This window comes from Streptomyces sp. NPDC043726, from assembly GCF_056436565.1.
This window is the reverse complement of the sequence record NZ_JBWKCI010000003.1, coordinates 226,521-243,252: the sequence shown is the minus strand read 5'-3', so window position 1 is coordinate 243,252 and position 16,732 is coordinate 226,521. Positions and strand designations below refer to the sequence as shown.

Sequence of the window (16,732 nt, the reverse complement as noted above, 5' to 3'; positions counted from 1 at the left end):
TCGTCTGGAAAGATGGGCCCGACGACGATGACGTCGCCTCCCAGGTCTAGGTCAGGGCCGTAGGACGCAGAACGCAACCCGCACATCACAAGGAGCGGACAGATGCCCATCGCAACCCCCGAGGTCTACAACGAGATGCTCGACCGGGCGAAGGCAGGCAAGTTCGCCTACCCGGCCATCAATGTGACCTCCTCCCAGACCCTGCACGCTGCCCTGCGCGGCTTCGCGGAGGCCGAGAGCGACGGCATCGTCCAGATCTCCACCGGTGGCGCGGAGTTCCTGGGCGGTCAGCACAGCAAGGACATGGTCACCGGCGCCGTCGCCCTGGCCGAGTTCGCGCACATCGTGGCCGCCAAGTACGACGTCAACATCGCGCTGCACACCGACCACTGTCCGAAGGACAAGCTGGACGGCTACGTCCGCCCGCTGATCGCGGTCTCCGAGGAGCGCGTGAAGGCCGGCCGCAACCCGCTGTTCCAGTCGCACATGTGGGACGGCTCCGCCGAGACGCTGGCCGACAACCTGGCCATCGCCCAGGAGCTGCTGCCCCGCGCAGCCGCCGCGAAGATCATCCTCGAGGTCGAGATCACCCCGACCGGCGGCGAGGAGGACGGCGTCACCCACGAGATCAACGACGAGCTCTACACCACGGTCGACGACGCCCTGCGCACCGCCGAGGCCCTGGGCCTGGGCGAGAAGGGCCGCTACCTGCTCGCCGCCTCCTTCGGCAACGTGCACGGCGTGTACAAGCCGGGCAACGTCGTCCTGCGTCCCGAGCTGCTGAAGGACCTGCAGCAGGGCGTCGGCGAGAAGTACGGCAAGACCAGCCCGTTCGACTTCGTCTTCCACGGCGGCTCCGGCTCCACCGCCGAGGAGATCGCCACCGCGCTGGAGAACGGCGTCGTGAAGATGAACCTGGACACGGACACCCAGTACGCCTTCACGCGTCCGGTCGCCGCGCACATGTTCCAGAACTACGACGGCGTCCTGAAGGTCGACGGCGAGGTCGGCAACAAGAAGACCTACGACCCGCGCACCTGGGGCAAGCTGGCCGAGGCCGGCATGGCCGCGCGTGTCGTCGAGGCCTGCGGCAACCTGCGTTCCACGGGCACGAAGATCAAGTAGTCCCCGAGTGCACTGCCGAGCCCGGCGCCTGCCACAGGCGCCGGGCTCGCTGTATACCTGGGTGCATGCCCGACGTACGGCTCGCCTCCCCGCAGGGCCGCTGGATCCTGCTGACCACCGTCCTGGGCTCCAGCATGGCGCTGCTGGACTCCACCGTCGTCAACGTCGCCCTGCCCCGCATCGGTGAGGACCTCGACGCGAACCTGTCCGCGCTCCAGTGGACGGTCAACGCCTACATGCTCACCCTGGCCGGGCTGATCCTGCTCGGCGGGTCCCTCGGCGACCGGTACGGCCGGCGCAAGGTCTTCGTCATCGGTGTCGTGTGGTTCGCCGCCGCCTCGCTGCTGTGCGGCCTCGCCCCGAACGCCGAGGTCCTCATCGCCGCCCGCGCCCTGCAAGGGGTCGGCGGGGCGCTGCTCACCCCCGGCTCCCTCGCCCTGATCCAGGCCTCCTTCCATCCCGACGACCGGGGGCGGGCGGTGGGCCTGTGGTCCGGCTTCGGCGGCATCGGGGCGGCCGTCGGCCCGTTCCTGGGCGGCTGGCTGGTGGACGGGCCCGGCTGGCGCTGGGTGTTCCTGCTGAACGTCCCGCTGGCCCTGCTGTGCGTCCCCGTCGCGCTGCGGCACGTGCCGGAGTCCGGGGACGGGTCCCGGCACGGCCGCTTCGACGTGCTCGGCGCCGCCCTCGGCGCGCTGGCGCTCGCGCTGGTGACGTACGCGCTGATCGAGGCGGACTGGATCACCGCGGTGCTGGGCGTGGGCCTCGGGGTGGCGTTCGTGTACGTCGAGAAGCGGCGCCCCGACCCGATGATGCCGCTCGGGATCTTCGCGTCCCGTCAGTTCACCGCGGTCAACCTGGTCACCCTGTGCGTGTACGCGGCCCTCGGCGGGTTCTTCTTCCTCGCCGTGATCCAGCTCCAGGTCGTCTCCGGCTACTCGGCCCTGGCCGCCGGTACGGCACTGCTGCCGACGACCGTGCTGATGCTGCTGCTCTCCGCCCGCTCCGGCGAGCTGGCCGTCAAGATCGGCCCGCGGATCCCGCTCACGGTGGGCCCGCTGGTCAGCGCTGCCGGGCTGCTGCTGATGCTGCGGGTCGGCCCGGACGCGAACTACCTGACCGACGTGCTGCCCGCCGTGCTGGTCTTCGGGGCCGGGCTGGTCACCCTGGTCGCCCCGCTGACCGCCACCGTCCTCGCCTCGGTCGACGTCACGCGGGCGGGCCTGGCCAGCGGCATCAACAACGCGGCCGCCCGCGCCGCCGGCCTGGTCGCGGTGGCCGCGCTCCCCCTGCTGACCGGTATGGGCGAGGAGGCCTACCGCTCACCGACCGCCTTCGACGACGCCTTCGGCGAGGCCATGCTCTGGTGCGCGGGCATCCTCGTGGCGGGCTCGGTCCTGGCCTTCGCCACCGTACGCAGCCTCCCGCCGGACTGCCGGCGGCCCGAATGCCTCACCCACGGCTCGATCACCGCGCCCCCCTTGGAGGGGGAACGGCCCAAGGGGCGCATCGGCCAGCCGATGCACCAGACTGGAACCCATGACGATTCACGAGAACCTCCTCGGGGGGCCGCCCCCGACCCACCTCCCCGACGACCCGGAGCCGCGTGAGCTCCTGGCGTCCGGCACGGCCCCGGCCGATGTCGCCGCGAAGTACCCGACGTCCTCGCTGGCCTGGGCCCAGCTCGCCGATGAGGCGTACGAGCGGGGCAGCGTCGTGGAGTCGTACGCCTATGCCCGTACGGGCTACCACCGCGGCCTGGACTCGCTGCGCCGCAACGGCTGGAAGGGCCACGGTCCGGTGCCGTGGGAGCACGAGCCGAACCGCGGCTTCCTGCGCGCCCTGCACGCCCTCGCCCGCGCCGCCGGGTCGATCGGCGAGCAGGAGGAGTACGAGCGCTGCAGCCAGTTCCTGAAGGACTCCTCGCCGACGGCGGCCCAGACGCTGGGCTAGCCGGGGTCTCGAGTGCGGGTCCGGCTGTGATCCAGTCGGGCCTTGCACTTTTCAGGGGTGACCCCGGAGGATTCGCGGTGGGGACCGGGGCCCCCGTGTCGGTAACGGCAGGGGCGGACCGCTACCCGGAGTACACAACAGGAGACAGCGATGTCCCACGAGGCTCACGAAACCCAGGAGCCCGAGACCCCGCATCTCGACTTCGCAGGCACGACGCCGTACGAGGACTACGTCAAGGCGGACGTGCTCACCCACCTCCAGCACACCCTCTCCGACGATCCCGGAGAGATGGTCTTCCTGGTCACCACCCAGGTCATGGAGCTGTGGTTCACCGTCGTCGTCCATGAGTGGGAGACCGCGGCGCACGCGCTGCGCGAGGACCGGGTGCCGGTCGCGATCGACGCGCTGAAGCGTTCGGTGCGCGAGCTGGAGGCGCTGAACGCCTCCTGGAAGCCGCTCGGCCAGCTCACCCCGGCCCAGTTCAACTCCTACCGCTCCGCCCTCGGCGAGGGCTCCGGCTTCCAGTCCGCGATGTACCGGCGGATGGAGTTCCTGCTCGGCGAGAAGTCCGCGTCCATGCTCGTCCCGCACCGCGGCGCCCCGCGCGTCCACGCGGAACTGGAGAAGGCGCTGCACGAGCCCAGCCTGTACGACGAGGTGCTGCGGCTGCTGGCGCGGCGCGGGCACGCGATCCCCGAGGCGGTGCTGAAGCGGGACGTCTCGCAGCGCTACGAGCCGTCCGAGCAGGTCGAGGCGGCCTGGACCGCCGTCTACTCCGGCGACGCCGGGGACGAGGTCGCCCGGCTGGGCGAGGCGCTGACGGACGTGGCGGAGCTGGTGTGGCGCTGGCGCAACGACCATCTGGTCGCCACCCGCCGGGCCATGGGCGCGAAGGCCGGCACGGGTGGTTCGGCCGGGGTGGCCTGGCTGGAGAAGCGGGCCCGCAAGAACGTCTTCCCCGAGCTGTGGACGGCGAGGTCCCATGTCTGAGCCGGTGACCAGGGCGGCCGTGCTCGACGCCGCCGACGAACTGGCCGGGGTCCGCGAGCGGTTCGTGCTCGACGAGGTGGTGTACCTCGACGGCAACTCCCTGGGCGCCCTGCCCGCGCACGTCCCCGGCCGGGTCGAGGACGTCGTGCGCCGGCAGTGGGGCGCCCTGCGCATCCGGTCCTGGGACGAGAGCGGCTGGTGGACCGCGCCCGAGCGGATCGGCGACCGGATCGCTCCGCTGGTCGGGGCGGCGCCAGGGCAGATCGTGGTGGGCGACTCCACCAGCGTCAACGTCTTCAAGGCGCTGGTGGCGGCGGTGCGGCTCGCCGGTGAGGGCCGGGACGAGATCGTCGTGGACGCGACGACCTTTCCCACGGACGGGTACATCGCGCAGTCCGCGGCCCGGATGACGGGGTGCCGGCTGCGTCCGGTGCGGCCGTCCGAGGTGCCGTCAGTGCTCGGTGACCGGACGGCCGCCGTGCTGCTCAACCACGTCGACTACCGCACCGGGCGGCTGCACGACCTGCCGTCGCTGACGGCGGCGGTGCACGCGGCGGGCGCGTACGTGGTGTGGGACCTGTGCCACAGCGCGGGGGCGCTGCCGGTCGGGCTCGACGAGCACGGCGTCGACCTGGCGGTCGGCTGCACCTACAAGTACCTCAACGGCGGCCCGGGTTCACCGGCGTACCTGTACGTCCGGTCGGACCTGCAGTCCCGCTTCGACTCCCCGCTGCCCGGGTGGAACTCCCACGTGGAGCCCTTCGGCATGCGCCCGGAGTACGAAGCGGCACCGGGCGCCCTGCGCGGCCGGGTGGGCACGCCGGACATCCTCTCGATGCTCGCGCTGGAGGCGGCGCTGGACGTCTGGGCGGACGTCTCGATCGAGTCGGTGCGCGCGAAGTCGCTGGCGCTGACGGACTTCTTCCTGGAGTGCGTCCGGGAGTACGTCCCCGAGGGCGCCGTCGAGTCCCTCACCCCGGTCGCCCACGGGGAGCGGGGCAGCCAGGTCGCGCTGCGCTGCGAGGACGCGGGCACGGTGATGAAGCGGCTCATCGAGCGGTCGGTGGTGGGCGACTTCCGGGCCCCGGACGTCCTCCGCTTCGGCTTCACGCCGCTGTACGTCGGGTTCGCGGACGTGGAGAAGGCGGCGCGGGTGCTCGGGGAACTGCTGCGTCCGTAGCGGCGTGAGTTCCGCTGAACCGTTACCCCTCACCCAGGGTCACAGCCCCGTGTCGGCGCACGTCACGGGGCTGATACCGTCCCGGCACACGGTGCGGGAACCCACCTGGTCCGCCCGTTTCCGTTTCGCCTTTGAGAGGTTGGAGCATGCCGGACGACGCCGCCGCTGCCCGGGCCGCCGCCGAGGAGCAGTCGGCCTTCTCGCACCCGCCCGTCGATCCGGATGCCACCTCCGCGTACGGCGACCACCCCGACCAGGTGATCGACTTCTACGCCCCGCGCGTCCCGTCCGGCTCCGGCGCCCCCGCCCCGCTCGTCGTCGTGCTGCACGGCGGCGCCTGGCGCGCCCCCTACGACCGCCGCCACATCACCCCGTTCGCGGACTTCCTGGCCCGCCGGGGCTTCGCCGTGGCCAACGTCGAGTACCGCAAGGGCGCGGAGGGTTCGGCGGAACTCGCCGGCCGGTGGCCCGACACCTTCGACGACGTCGCCGCCGCCATGGACGCCCTGCCCGCGCTCGTCCGCGAGACCCTTCCGCAGGCCGACCCCCGCCGGACCGTCGTCACCGGCCACTCCGCCGGCGGCCACCTGGCCCTGTGGGCGGCGGCCAGGCACCTCCTGCCCGTCGACGCCCCCTGGCGCGTCGACGGCCCGCCGCTGCTGCGCGGTGTCGTCGCCCTCGCCCCGATCGCCGACTTCGCGGTCGCCGACAAGCTGGACGTCTGCGGCGGCGCGGCCCGCCAACTCCTCGGCGGGGACGAGGGGTTCGCCGACCGACGGCCGTATGCCGACCCCGCGCTGCTGCTGCCCACCGGTATCGCCACCACCCTCGTGCAGGGCCGCGGGGACCTCGACGTGCCGCAGATGGTCGCCGAGTCCTACGCGGACGCGGCGGCGAAGGCCGGCGAGGTGGTGGGGCTGACGCTGCTGGAGGACGTGGGCCACTTCCCGCTGATCGACCCGGCGGCCGACGCCTGCGCGGTCGTCGCCGAGGAGATCGCCCAGCTCGCCTGGTGAGCGCGCCCGGGCCGCCGTAGTACTTGAGACGGACCCGGAAGGACCCTTCTCGCAGGTGACGACGGGGGCCCGGGCCGCGCCCTACCGTGCTGTACGTGACCGAGACGACCAGCAAAGATCACAGCCCGGAGTTCCGGCTGGCCGCGGACGCCCTGCGCGGGCTGCGGCAGGACCTGCTCACCGACGCCTTCGCCTACCGCCCGCTGCCGCGCATGCGCGTCGACGGCCCGCTGACCCGGCGGCTGCCCGGCCGGCTGCGGGAGTACGCGGGCTGGACCCCGCACGCCCTGATCGTGGGCGCCGCCCTGATCGCGGCCTTCGCCGCCGCCGAGGACGGCGAGAGCGTGCCGCTGCTCGCCGCACTGGTCTGCGCGATACCCGTGCTGGTCACCCTGGTGCGGCCGCTCGGCGCGTTCTGGCTGTCCATGGCGGCCACTCCGGTGGCCGGGATTCTGGGCGGCGGCTGGAGCGAATGGCCGTGGATGGCCGGGGCCATGGTCAGCCATCTGGCGGTCCTGACGATCGTGGCGGTGCGCACGAGGCCGCGTACGGCGGCCTGGATGTGGCTGCTGACGGCGGCGTACGGCCTCGTCGCCGACGCCGGTTTCGGGCCGAGCTACTACTACGGCACCAACACCGGCCCCATGCTGGTCGTCTCCGCGCTCGTCCTGCTCTGTGTCGCCGTCTGGCACATCCGGCGCACGGCCGAGCAGGAGGTGACCGCGCAGGCGACGGAGACCGCGCAGGAGCGCTCCAGGCGGACCCTGCTGGAGGAGCGCACGACCATCGCCCGCGAGCTGCACGACGTGGTCGCCCACCACATGTCGGTCGTGGCCATCCAGGCCGAGGCGGCCCCCTACCGGGTGGAGAACCCGCCGGAGGAGCTGGAGCGCGCCTTCGCCACGATCCGGGAGAACGCGGTGGCTGCCCTGACCGAACTGCGCCGCGTCCTGGGCGTCGTACGGGCCGAGGACTACGAGGCGCCCGACGCCCCGCAGCCCACGCTCGCCGACCTGGACGCGCTGCTGGCCAATGTGCGGGACGCGGGTCTCGACGTGGCGAAGACGGTGACCGGCGCGGTGCGGGAACTGCCGCAGGGCGTGGAGCTGTCGGCGTACCGCATCGTGCAGGAGGCCCTGAGCAACACCCTGCGGCACGCGCCCGGCGCGAGCGCGAAGGTGGAGATCGGGTATGTGCTCGGCGGGCTCGGCCTGCGGATCGTCAACACCGCGCCGCCCGCACCCGCGCTGGTGAAGCCCTCGCCCGGCGCCGGGCACGGCGTCACGGGCATGCGGGAGCGCGTGACCATGCTGAACGGCGAGATGACGGCGGGACCGACGGACGAGGGCGGGTACGAGGTGGCGGTGTTCCTCCCGGTCCCGGCGCTCGCGGGGGACGAGGCATGACCATCCGTGTACTGATCGCGGACGACCAGATGATGGTCCGCGAGGGCTTCTCGGTCCTGCTGAACGCGATGCCGGACATCGAGGTCGTCGGCGAGGCGGTGAACGGCCGCGAGGCGGTGGCGAAGGTCCGCGAACTCGCCCCGGACGTCGTCCTGATGGACATCCGGATGCCCGAGCTGAACGGCATCGAGGCGACCCGGGAGATCGTGGCGGCGGACGGCACGGCGAAGGTGCTGGTCCTGACCACGTTCGACCTGGACGAGTACGTGTACCAGGCGCTGCGGGCCGGGGCCTCGGGGTTCCTGCTGAAGGACGCGTCCGCCCGCCAACTCGCCGACGGCGTGCGGGTGGTGGCCTCCGGGGAGGCACTGCTCGCGCCCTCGGTCACCCGCCGCCTGATCACGGAGTTCTCCAAGCTGTCCGAGGCGCCGCGGGCCTTCGCCGGAGCTCAGGCGGCCTACGGGGAGCTCACCGAACGCGAGACGGAGGTCCTGGTCCTGATCGCCCAGGGCCTGTCCAACGCCGAGATCGCCGAGCGGCTGGTGGTGGCCGAGTCCACCATCAAGACCCACGTCAGCCGGATCCTGGTGAAGCTGGGCCTGCGGGACCGCACCCAGGCGGCGGTGTTCGCGTACGAGGCGCGCCTGGTGACGCCGGGCTGAGCACGGCGGGCGACAGGGGGCGCGGGATCGGCATGCGGCTCTGCCGCGTGGGCGCGACCAGCCACGATGGCGCCGCCGATGAACGACTGCGTATTGCGGCACTTCCAGCGAAGCGCTTAGCGTCCGTTCATGGGAGCCTTCGATCCATGGGACGCGGCGTTTCTCGCCGACCCCTACCCCGCCTACGCCGAGCTGCGTGCCAAGGGCCGTGTGCACTACTTCGAGCCCACGAACCAGTGGCTGGTCCCGCGGCACGCCGATGTCTCGGCGCTGCTGCGGGAGCGGCGCCTCGGGCGGACGTACCAGCACCGGTTCACGCACGAGGACTTCGGGCGGACGGCCCCGCCGGCCGAGCACGAGCCGTTCCACACGCTGAACGACCACGGGATGCTGGATCTGGAGCCGCCGGACCACACCCGGATCCGGCGCCTGGTGTCGAAGGCGTTCACGCCCCGGACGGTCGAGCGGCTCAAGCCGTACGTGGCCCGGCTCGCCGGGGAGCTGGTGGACCGGCTGGTCGAGGCGGGCGGCGGGGATCTGCTCGCCGATGTCGCCGAGCCCCTGCCCGTCGCGGTGATCGCCGAGATGCTGGGCATCCCGGAGGCGGACCGGGCGCCCCTGCGGCCCTGGTCGGCGGACATCTGCGGGATGTACGAGCTGAATCCGTCGGAGGACACCGCGGCGAAGGCGGTGCGCGCGTCGGTGGAGTTCTCCGACTACCTGCGCGAGCTGATCGCCTTGCGCCGCAAGGAGCCCGGCGACGACCTGATGTCCGGGCTGATCGCGGCGCACGACGAGGGCGACCGGCTGACCGAGCAGGAGATGATCTCGACGGCCGTGCTCCTGCTGAACGCGGGCCACGAGGCGACGGTCAACGCCACGGTGAACGGCTGGTACGCCCTCTTCCGCAACCCGGACCAGCTGGCGGCCCTGCGCGCGGACCACTCCCTGATCCCCTCGGCGATCGAGGAGCTGATGCGCTACGACACCCCGCTCCAGCTCTTCGAACGCTGGGTCCTGGACGACATCGAGATCGCCGGCACGACGATCCCGAGGGGCGCGGAGATCGCGATGCTCTTCGGCTCCGCGAACCACGACCCGGAGGTGTTCGAGAACCCCGAGCGCCTGGACCTGGCCCGCGCCGAGAACCCGCACATCTCCTTCAGCGCGGGCATCCACTACTGCATCGGCGCACCGCTGGCCCGCATCGAGCTGGCGGCATCGATGGCGGCCCTGCTGGAGAGGGCACCGACGCTGGCCCTGGCGGCCGAACCGGAGCGCAAGCCGAACTTCGTGATCCGGGGGCTGGAGGGGCTGAGCGTGGAGGTGGGGTGATCACCGGTTCGGCCGATCACTGAGCGGTCCCGGGGGACTGCCGGGAGCGAGAGGTCACACCGGTGCCCGCCTGCGACGGGAGAGGGCCCCCGTCTAGGCCGGTACGACCAGCCCCAGCGCGTCCTCCCACACCGTCCAGGTCCGGCTGCGCACCGGGCCCGCCACCAGCGCGTCCGCCCGGTACCTGAAGTCCGCCCCGGACACCGTCACCCGACGGCCCCGCGCCAGCAGGGGCGCCGCCTCCGCGCCCACCGAGGCCGGGCGGACCTCCACCGACGCCGTGCCCGCGCCGCGCGGGGTCACCGAGACGCCCTCCACCGGCTGGTCCAGGTCCACCAGGGTCACCCCGTCCACCTCGACCCGGAGCCGGGCGGGCCCCGGGCGGGGGACGACGGGGACCGGACGCGTCGGCGCCAGGGTGCGGACCAGGGACTGGTACGTCCGCAGCCAGGGCCGCCCCTCCACGGTCTCCGAGCCGCCCGTCGGCGGCAGCGGCGGGATCCGCAGCGCCCCCAGCACCACCCCGTCGCTGTCGTCGACCAGCACGTCCATGCGCCGCTCGACCCCGTCCAGTACCGCCCGCGCCGCCGCCACCGCGCCCGTGGGCACCCCCAGCGCCCCGGCCAGCGACAGCACGGGGCCCACCGGGACCACCGACAGCGCGCATCCGGCCAGCTCCCGCTGCCGGTGCAGCAGGGACACCGCGCGCACCAGTGCCCGGTCGTCGCCGACCACGACAGGCCGGCGCGAGCCCCTGCGGGCCAGCGCCCGGGCGAATTCCTCGGGCCCCTCCGGCAGGCACACCTTCGTCGCGGCACCCGCGCTGAGCACGTCTTTCGCGATCCTGACGGACTCCCCGTCCGTATGCCGGGCGACCGGGTCGATGACCACCAGCAGCTGATCGGACGTCGCGGAAGTCGCCACCTCGGCCATGCCTCGCTTCCTCGGGTAGCATCTTTGTGCAAGAGCCCCTTGCGCTATTGCGCCAGGGGCTTCGTCTATTCCGGGGCATCCGGTCCGACGGTTTGCGGCCAATGGAGGTCGCTGGTGTATCACCCGCACACGTGCGGCGTACACCCCTGACGTTGGACATGCCCCGCCCGGAAGGGGTGTACGCGCGTGCCCGCACTTGTGCTGCTCGGTGCTCAGTGGGGTGACGAGGGTAAAGGGAAGGCCACCGATCTCCTCGGTGGATCGGTCGACTACGTGGTCCGCTACCAGGGCGGAAACAACGCCGGTCACACGGTGGTCGTGGGCGACCAGAAGTACGCCCTGCACCTCCTCCCCTCCGGAATCCTCTCCCCCGGCTGCACGCCGGTCATCGGCAACGGCGTCGTCGTCGATCCGTCGGTCCTGCTCTCCGAGCTGAGCGGGCTGAACGAGCGAGGCGTCGACACGTCCAAGCTCCTCATCAGCGGTAACGCGCACATCATCACGCCGTACAACGTCACCGTCGACAAGGTGACGGAACGCTTCCTCGGCAAGCGGAAGATCGGCACGACCGGGCGCGGCATCGGACCGACCTACGCGGACAAGATCAACCGCGTGGGCATCCGGGTGCAGGACCTCTACGACGAGTCGATCCTCCAGCAGAAGGTCGAGGCGGCGCTCGACGTCAAGAACCAGCTGCTGACCAAGCTCTACAACCGGCGCGCCATCGCCGTGGACCAGGTGGTCGAGGAGCTGCTGGGCTACGCCGAGCAGATCAAGCCGTTCGTCGCCGACACCGTGCTGATCCTGAACCAGGCCCTGGAGGACGACAAGGTCGTGCTCTTCGAGGGCGGCCAGGGCACGCTGCTGGACATCGACCACGGCACGTACCCCTTCGTCACCTCCTCGAACCCGACCGCGGGCGGTGCCTGCACGGGCGCGGGCGTCGGTCCGACGAAGATCAACCGGGTCATCGGCATCCTCAAGGCCTACACGACCCGGGTCGGCTCGGGCCCGTTCCCGACCGAGCTGTTCGACGAGGACGGCGAGGCGCTGCGCAGGATCGGCGGCGAGCGGGGTGTCACCACCGGCCGTGACCGCCGCTGCGGCTGGTTCGACGCGGTCATCGCCCGGTACGCGACCCGCGTCAACGGCCTGACCGACTTCTTCCTCACCAAGCTCGACGTGCTCACCGGCTGGGAGCAGATCCCGGTCTGCGTGGCCTACGAGATCGACGGCAAGCGGGTCGAGGAGCTGCCGTACTCGCAGACCGACTTCCACCACGCGAAGCCGGTCTACGAGATGCTGCCCGGCTGGTCCGAGGACATCTCGAAGGCCAAGTCGTTCTCCGACCTGCCGAAGAACGCCCAGGCGTACGTCAAGGCGCTGGAGGAGATGTCCGGCGCCCCGATCTCCGCGATCGGCGTGGGCCCGGGCCGGGACGAGACGATCGAGATCAACTCGTTCATCTGACGGCTGCGGCTGCGGGTGTAGCTGCGGCTCGTCGAAGCCGAAGAGGGGCGTCTCCGTACGACGGGGGCGCCCCTCCTCGTTCACTCCGTGCGCAGCGCCCGTGCCGTGTCCGTCCTCGCGGCCCAGCCGGCCGGGAGGAGGGCGCCGGCGATCGCGATCAGCGGTCCGCCGAGGGCGAGCAGGGCGAGGGCGGCCGGGGCGTACACGTCGATGTGCACCGGGGGCAGGTTCATGCCCACGGCGTCGCCCATGAGCGGGACGACGTAGTGGTGCAGCGCCACTCCGGCGGGGACGCCGACGGCTCCGGCGAGCAGGCCGAGGGCGCCGACGGAGGTGAGCGTCAGGGCGACGGTCTGCCGGGGTGTCATGCCGAGGGCCTTGTGGACGCCCAGGTCGTGGACGCGGTCGCGGGTGTCCAGGACGACGGTGTTGAGCACGCCGAGTCCGGCGACCGCGACGAGCAGCAGGGTGAGCGTGGCGATCAGCGCGTCCATGGCCGCGATGACGCTGGAGGAGTTGCCCGCGTCGGTGTGGGCGAGGGCGCCCGTGTCGGCGAGGGCCTCGTTCAGCGCGTCGACGTAGGCCGACGTCGAGGTGCCGGGTCCGGGCTGCACGTGGAAGCGGGCCGGGGCGGCGTCGAGGCCGAGGGCGGTGAGCGTGACGGTCCCGGTGAGCAGGGTCATGCCCTGGTCCTCGGTGAAGAAGGCCTCGCCCACGATGCGTACGGTCGTGCTGCGGTCCCTCGCGGAGAGGGTGAGGGTGTCGCCGACCCGGACCCCGGCGGTGTCGAGGAACCGCTCGGTGACGACGGCCTCCCCGCTTCCGCTGATCCACCGGCCCGCCACCATCGCCGGGGCACCCCAGGAGGCGTCCCCCTGGTACGCGGTCACCGCGGTCCGCCCCGGGACCCCGGAGGCGCTCACCTCGGCCCGGGCGGCACCGTAGTAACGCCGGGTCGAGGACTGGCCGTCGAGGGCGGCGGCGACGTCGGCCGGGTCTGCCTGCCGCGCGGGCCGCTGCCCCGGCGCGGGCATGGTCACGGCCCCGCCCGGACCCCCTTGCCCCCGCCCGGTCTCCACGACGACCGGCGCGGCGGAGTCGAGCATCCGCTGCTCCTGTACGGCCCCCAGCGTGAGCGCCAGCCCCACGGCGAAGGTCACGGTGAGCGCGCCGAGCGCGACGGCGGCACCGGTCGTCAGGGCTCGCGCGGGCCGGGCGAGGGGCTGAGCGAGACCGAGGGTGAGCGGGCGGGGGAGCGGAAGCCGGGAGACCAGCCGCCGGGTCGGGTGCCCGACGCGGACGCGTCGTGTTCGCGGCCCGCGGCCCGGGGTGAGGGCTTCGAGCGGGCGCAGTCGGCCCGCGCGCAGGGCCGGTAGCAGGGCCGCGACGGTGACCAGGGTCAGGGCGAGAGCCGGGGCCGTCGCGTTGAGCCACCACGGGATGGTCGCCGGGGCGCCGTTGTAGACGTCTTCGACGCCGCCCAGGACCGGGCCGCACAGGACGTTGCCGAGGGCCACGCCCAGGGCGCAGCCGATCGCGGCCGGGACCAGGGCCTGGGCGACGTAGGCCCGGACGACCTGCGCCGGGGTGAAGCCGAGGGACTTCAGGACGCCGATCCGGCGCGTGGCGGAACCGACCGAGCCGCTGACGACGACGCCGATGATCAGCACCGACATGGCCAGGCCGAGCACCCCGAAGGCGGCCACGAACGGCACGAACGCCAGCGCGTTGGCGAGCTGTTCCCGGCGGACGGAGAGGTGGGAGAGGGTGCCGGTCAGCGCGCCCTGGGGAGCGGCCGCCTCGATCGCCGCCCGGCCCGCCGACAGCTCCGACTCGGTTCCGGCCGCGCGCAGCCGGTACAGCATCTCGTACCCCGACGCCCCGCCCTCCGCCGCCAGGGCCTTCGCCTGGGCCGGGGTCACCCACGCGTCGGCGGTGCCGGTCACCGAGCGGGCCAGGCCCACGACCGTCAGCGTCGAGCCGCCGACCCGCAGCTCCGCGCCCGGCGACAGCGCGGTGTCCCCCTCCGCCAGCACGATCTCGCCCGGCCCGGTCACCCACCGCCCGTCGGCGAGGTCCAGCCGGTCGACCGGGCCGCCCGCCTCCGCCCGTCCGACGACCGTCAGTTCGGGCAGCGGCACGGAGTCGTCCGTCCGCGGGCTCACCGACACCGTCCGGAACGGACCGGCCGCCGCGGAGACCTCCGGGACCCGTGCCGTCGCCGCCAGCCGCGCGGCCGTGGCCTTGCGGGCGTCGAACCACGCGGCCAGATGCGCGCCGGACCGTTCGGCCATCGCGTGGTCGAAGGGCGCCCGGGAGGCGACCAGCACCCCGGCCGCCAGCACCGACGCGGTGACCGCGATCAGTGTCGTCAGGATCATCACGGTCGTCTGGAGGCGGCGCCGCCCGAGCCCGGCGCGCACCACCCCGCCCAGCGCGCTCACCGCGCCACCGCCGCCGTGTCCCGGACGATCCGCCCGTCCACCAGCTCGATCGTGCGGGTCGTGCAGGACGCGGCGAGCACGGGATCATGGGTGACCAGCACGATCGTCTGCCCGTCCGCGTTGAGCGCGGTCAGCAGCTCCCGTACGTCCTCCCCGGACGCGGAGTCCAGCGCCCCCGTCGGCTCGTCGGCCAGCAGCAGCGCCGGACGGTTCATCAGGGCCCGGGCCACCGCCACCCGTTGCCGCTCCCCGCCGGACAGCCGGCCGGGGTGCGTGTCGGCGTGCCGGTCGATGCCGAGGTGCGCCAGCAGGTCCGCGGCACGGCGGCGGGCCTCGGCGCGGGGCACCTTGGCCAGTTGGGCGGGGAGCAGCACGTTCTCGGCGACGGTCAGGTCGTCGAGCAGGTTGAAGAACTGGAAGACCATGCCGATCCGCGCCCGCCGGTACCGCGCCGAGGCCGCCTCGCCCAGCTCGTCCACCCGCAGCCCGTCCACCGTGACGCTGCCGGTGTCCGGCCGGTCGAGTCCCGCGATCAGGTTCAGCAGCGTCGACTTGCCGCTGCCCGAGGGGCCGAGGACGGCCACCGCCTCCCCGGCCCGCACGGTGAGCCCGACCCCGTCCAGCGCCGGCGGTCCCTCTCCGTACCTCCGGCTCACCTCGCGGATGTCGATGACGGGTGTCTCCATGGCCTCTCCCCGGTCTGCGTCGGACGGTTCAGCGAGACGCTAGGAGCGGGCCCGGCCCCGGGGCGTCGCCCGCGGCGGTGAGCGCGGCTGCCGTACCGGGAGGACCCGGCGGGCACGTCATCCTGGGGATGTACGCGGTGGATGTACGGCGGCTCGGCGGCCGGAGGGATGTCACGGCGCCGGGCGGTTGCCAGACTGGGCCCATGAACGGGGCGGGGGTACGGCGATGGCGGACGGGTCTCGCGGCGCTGCTGCGGCCGGGCCCGCCGCCCAGGCCGTCACGGTGGATGTGGACGGCGGACACGGTGCTCGCCCTGGTGCTGGCCCTGTGCACGGTGGGCGGCGTCCAGGGCCAGGGCCAGGACCAGGCCGCGGTCGTGGCGCCGTTCGGCGAGCCGGTCTTCCCGCCCCCGCCGCCGCCCGAGGGTCCGGTCCCGCCGCTGGAGGGCCTGGCACCGGACGCCGGGACGCTCGTGCTGGCCGCGCTGACCGCGTTGCCGCTGATCGCGCGCCGGCGGTATCCGCTGGCCGCCTTCTGGGCCGTACTCGTGCTCACGCTGCTGTTCAACCAGCACTCCGGGACGGCCGACCCGACCGTGTACACCTTCCTGACCTGCACGGTCGCCGCGTACAGCGCGGCCCTGCACAGTCCGCACCGGGCGCACACCCTGCTCGGCCTGCTGGTGGGCGCGGTGCTGATGGCGGTGCTCCACGAGCGGTACCTGCCGTCCTTCACCCCCGGTTTCGTGCCGTTCCTGGTGCTGCTCGGCATCGGGCTCGCGGCGAACGCGCTGCACATCTGGCAGCAGCGCGTCCAGGACCTCCAGGAACAGCAGCAGGCCGCCACCCGGCTCGCGGTCGAGCTGGAACGGGCGCGGATCGCACGGGAGTTGCACGACGTCGTCACCCACAATGTGAGCGTGATGGTGATCCAGGCGGGCGCCGCCCGCAAGGTGATGGACGCCGCGCCCGACCGGGCCCGTGCGGCGCTGCTGGCCGTCGAGGCGGGCGGGCGCACGGCGATGGCCGAACTGCGCCATGTGATGGGCCTGTTGACGATGGACGAGCCGGACGACCCCGCGCGGGACCTGGATCCCGGGCTGGCTCCCCAGCCCGGACTCGGGCAGCTCACCGCGCTCACCGACCGGGTCCGCGCCACCGGCGTCCCCGTCGAGCTGACCGTCACCGGAGCCCCGGCCCCGCTGGCTCCGGGGGCCGACCTGGCCGCTTACCGCGTGGTGCAGGAGGCGTTGACCAACGTCGTCCGGCACGCGGGCGGCGCGCGGGTCCGGGTCAGCGTCGAGCACGCCCCGGACGCGGTGCGCGTCGAGGTGACCGACACCGGCGGCACGACCGCCGCGCCGGCCGGCCCCGGCGGCGGGCACGGCCTGACCGGGCTGCGCGAACGCCTCGCGGTGTACGGCGGCACCCTGGAGGCGGGCAGCCGTCCCACGGGCGGCTTCCGGGTCCGCGCGGTGATCCCGGCGGCGGCACCGTGACCGCGCCCGTACCCGCACCCCGCGTGGTGATCGCCG

14 protein-coding genes are annotated in these 16,732 nt (G+C 73.2%); 11 read left to right on the top strand and 3 right to left on the bottom strand.

All coding sequences use genetic code 11. The annotated features are described in order from the left end of the window. The first annotated feature begins 102 nt into the window (after nt 1-102). The 9 genes from fbaA (at nt 103) to AC068Z_RS10030 (ending at nt 9,664) form a co-directional block, all read left to right on the top strand. Nucleotides 103-1,125 (top strand): class II fructose-bisphosphate aldolase, encoded by a 1,023-nt coding sequence (fbaA, locus tag AC068Z_RS10070; RefSeq protein ID WP_478554137.1) that lies wholly within the window; start codon nt 103-105, stop codon nt 1,123-1,125. Between the two features lie 65 nt (nt 1,126-1,190). Continuing rightward, nucleotides 1,191-2,732 carry an MFS transporter gene (locus AC068Z_RS10065; RefSeq protein ID WP_478554135.1) on the top strand — a complete coding sequence of 514 codons (1,542 nt, stop codon included), beginning with the start codon at nt 1,191-1,193 and terminating at the stop codon, nt 2,730-2,732. After that, on the top strand, nt 2,662-3,075 hold the full coding sequence (locus AC068Z_RS10060) for a DUF3151 domain-containing protein (protein WP_478554133.1): 414 nt from the start codon (nt 2,662-2,664) through the stop codon (nt 3,073-3,075). Before AC068Z_RS10065 ends, AC068Z_RS10060 begins: the two co-directional genes overlap by 71 nt. Nucleotides 3,076-3,225: 150 nt before the next feature. Continuing rightward, nucleotides 3,226-4,065 carry a tryptophan 2,3-dioxygenase family protein gene (locus tag AC068Z_RS10055; protein ID WP_478554131.1) on the top strand — a complete coding sequence of 280 codons (840 nt, stop codon included), beginning with the start codon at nt 3,226-3,228 and terminating at the stop codon, nt 4,063-4,065. Then, nucleotides 4,058-5,245 carry a kynureninase gene (gene kynU / locus AC068Z_RS10050; RefSeq protein WP_478554129.1) on the top strand — a complete coding sequence of 396 codons (1,188 nt, stop codon included), beginning with the start codon at nt 4,058-4,060 and terminating at the stop codon, nt 5,243-5,245. Before AC068Z_RS10055 ends, kynU begins: the two co-directional genes overlap by 8 nt. A gap of 146 nt (nt 5,246-5,391) precedes the next feature. Continuing rightward, nucleotides 5,392-6,261, top strand: coding sequence for an alpha/beta hydrolase (locus AC068Z_RS10045; RefSeq protein ID WP_478554127.1), 870 nt, complete (start codon nt 5,392-5,394; stop codon nt 6,259-6,261). Nucleotides 6,262-6,347: 86 nt separating this feature from the next. Continuing rightward, nucleotides 6,348-7,667 carry a sensor histidine kinase gene (locus AC068Z_RS10040; protein WP_478554125.1) on the top strand — a complete coding sequence of 440 codons (1,320 nt, stop codon included), beginning with the start codon at nt 6,348-6,350 and terminating at the stop codon, nt 7,665-7,667. Next, nucleotides 7,664-8,329, top strand: coding sequence for a response regulator (locus AC068Z_RS10035; RefSeq protein ID WP_451729187.1), 666 nt, complete (start codon nt 7,664-7,666; stop codon nt 8,327-8,329). The genes AC068Z_RS10040 and AC068Z_RS10035 overlap by 4 nt, the downstream gene beginning before the upstream one ends. A 129-nt stretch (nt 8,330-8,458) precedes the next feature. After that, nucleotides 8,459-9,664 (top strand): cytochrome P450, encoded by a 1,206-nt coding sequence (locus AC068Z_RS10030; protein WP_478554123.1) that lies wholly within the window; start codon nt 8,459-8,461, stop codon nt 9,662-9,664. 93 nt (nt 9,665-9,757) lie between these two features. On the opposite strand, the gene AC068Z_RS10025 is transcribed toward AC068Z_RS10030, so the two are convergent. After that, nucleotides 9,758-10,597, bottom strand: a complete 840-nt coding sequence (locus tag AC068Z_RS10025) for a diacylglycerol kinase family protein (RefSeq protein ID WP_478554121.1) — start codon at nt 10,595-10,597, stop codon at nt 9,758-9,760. A gap of 186 nt (nt 10,598-10,783) precedes the next feature. Between AC068Z_RS10025 and AC068Z_RS10020 the strand changes: the two genes are divergently transcribed. After that, nucleotides 10,784-12,067, top strand: coding sequence for an adenylosuccinate synthase (locus AC068Z_RS10020; protein WP_478554119.1), 1,284 nt, complete (start codon nt 10,784-10,786; stop codon nt 12,065-12,067). Between the two features lie 80 nt (nt 12,068-12,147). Here the strand turns inward: AC068Z_RS10020 and AC068Z_RS10015 are convergent, their stop codons facing one another. Together AC068Z_RS10015 and AC068Z_RS10010 are read right to left on the bottom strand one after the other, a co-directional pair. Continuing rightward, nucleotides 12,148-14,511: an ABC transporter permease gene (locus AC068Z_RS10015; RefSeq protein ID WP_478554117.1), complete on the bottom strand. Its 2,364-nt coding sequence runs from the start codon at nt 14,509-14,511 to the stop codon at nt 12,148-12,150. After that, entirely contained in the window at nt 14,508-15,197 is a 690-nt protein-coding gene (locus tag AC068Z_RS10010) for an ABC transporter ATP-binding protein (RefSeq protein ID WP_478554115.1), read from the bottom strand. The genes AC068Z_RS10015 and AC068Z_RS10010 overlap by 4 nt, the downstream gene beginning before the upstream one ends. A gap of 203 nt (nt 15,198-15,400) precedes the next feature. On the opposite strand from AC068Z_RS10010, the gene AC068Z_RS10005 reads away from it, so the two are divergent. Beyond that, nucleotides 15,401-16,696, top strand: coding sequence for a sensor histidine kinase (locus AC068Z_RS10005; protein WP_478554113.1), 1,296 nt, complete (start codon nt 15,401-15,403; stop codon nt 16,694-16,696). Nucleotides 16,697-16,732 lie beyond the last annotated feature (36 nt).

Excerpts from the sequence above, each read along its gene's own strand:
- AC068Z_RS10045 (WP_478554127.1), top strand. The coding sequence starts at position 5,392 with ATGCCGGACGACGCCGCCGCTGCCCGGGCCGCCGCCGAGGAGCAGTCG.
- AC068Z_RS10025 (WP_478554121.1), bottom strand. The coding sequence starts at position 10,597 with ATGGCCGAGGTGGCGACTTCCGCGACGTCCGATCAGCTGCTGGTGGTC.
- AC068Z_RS10065 (WP_478554135.1), top strand. The coding sequence starts at position 1,191 with ATGCCCGACGTACGGCTCGCCTCCCCGCAGGGCCGCTGGATCCTGCTG.
- kynU (WP_478554129.1), top strand. The coding sequence starts at position 4,058 with ATGTCTGAGCCGGTGACCAGGGCGGCCGTGCTCGACGCCGCCGACGAA.
- AC068Z_RS10030 (WP_478554123.1), top strand. The coding sequence starts at position 8,459 with ATGGGAGCCTTCGATCCATGGGACGCGGCGTTTCTCGCCGACCCCTAC.
- AC068Z_RS10060 (WP_478554133.1), top strand. The coding sequence starts at position 2,662 with ATGACGATTCACGAGAACCTCCTCGGGGGGCCGCCCCCGACCCACCTC.
- fbaA (WP_478554137.1), top strand. The coding sequence starts at position 103 with ATGCCCATCGCAACCCCCGAGGTCTACAACGAGATGCTCGACCGGGCG.
- AC068Z_RS10010 (WP_478554115.1), bottom strand. The coding sequence starts at position 15,197 with ATGGAGACACCCGTCATCGACATCCGCGAGGTGAGCCGGAGGTACGGA.
- AC068Z_RS10005 (WP_478554113.1), top strand. The coding sequence starts at position 15,401 with ATGAACGGGGCGGGGGTACGGCGATGGCGGACGGGTCTCGCGGCGCTG.
- AC068Z_RS10055 (WP_478554131.1), top strand. The coding sequence starts at position 3,226 with ATGTCCCACGAGGCTCACGAAACCCAGGAGCCCGAGACCCCGCATCTC.
- AC068Z_RS10035 (WP_451729187.1), top strand. The coding sequence starts at position 7,664 with ATGACCATCCGTGTACTGATCGCGGACGACCAGATGATGGTCCGCGAG.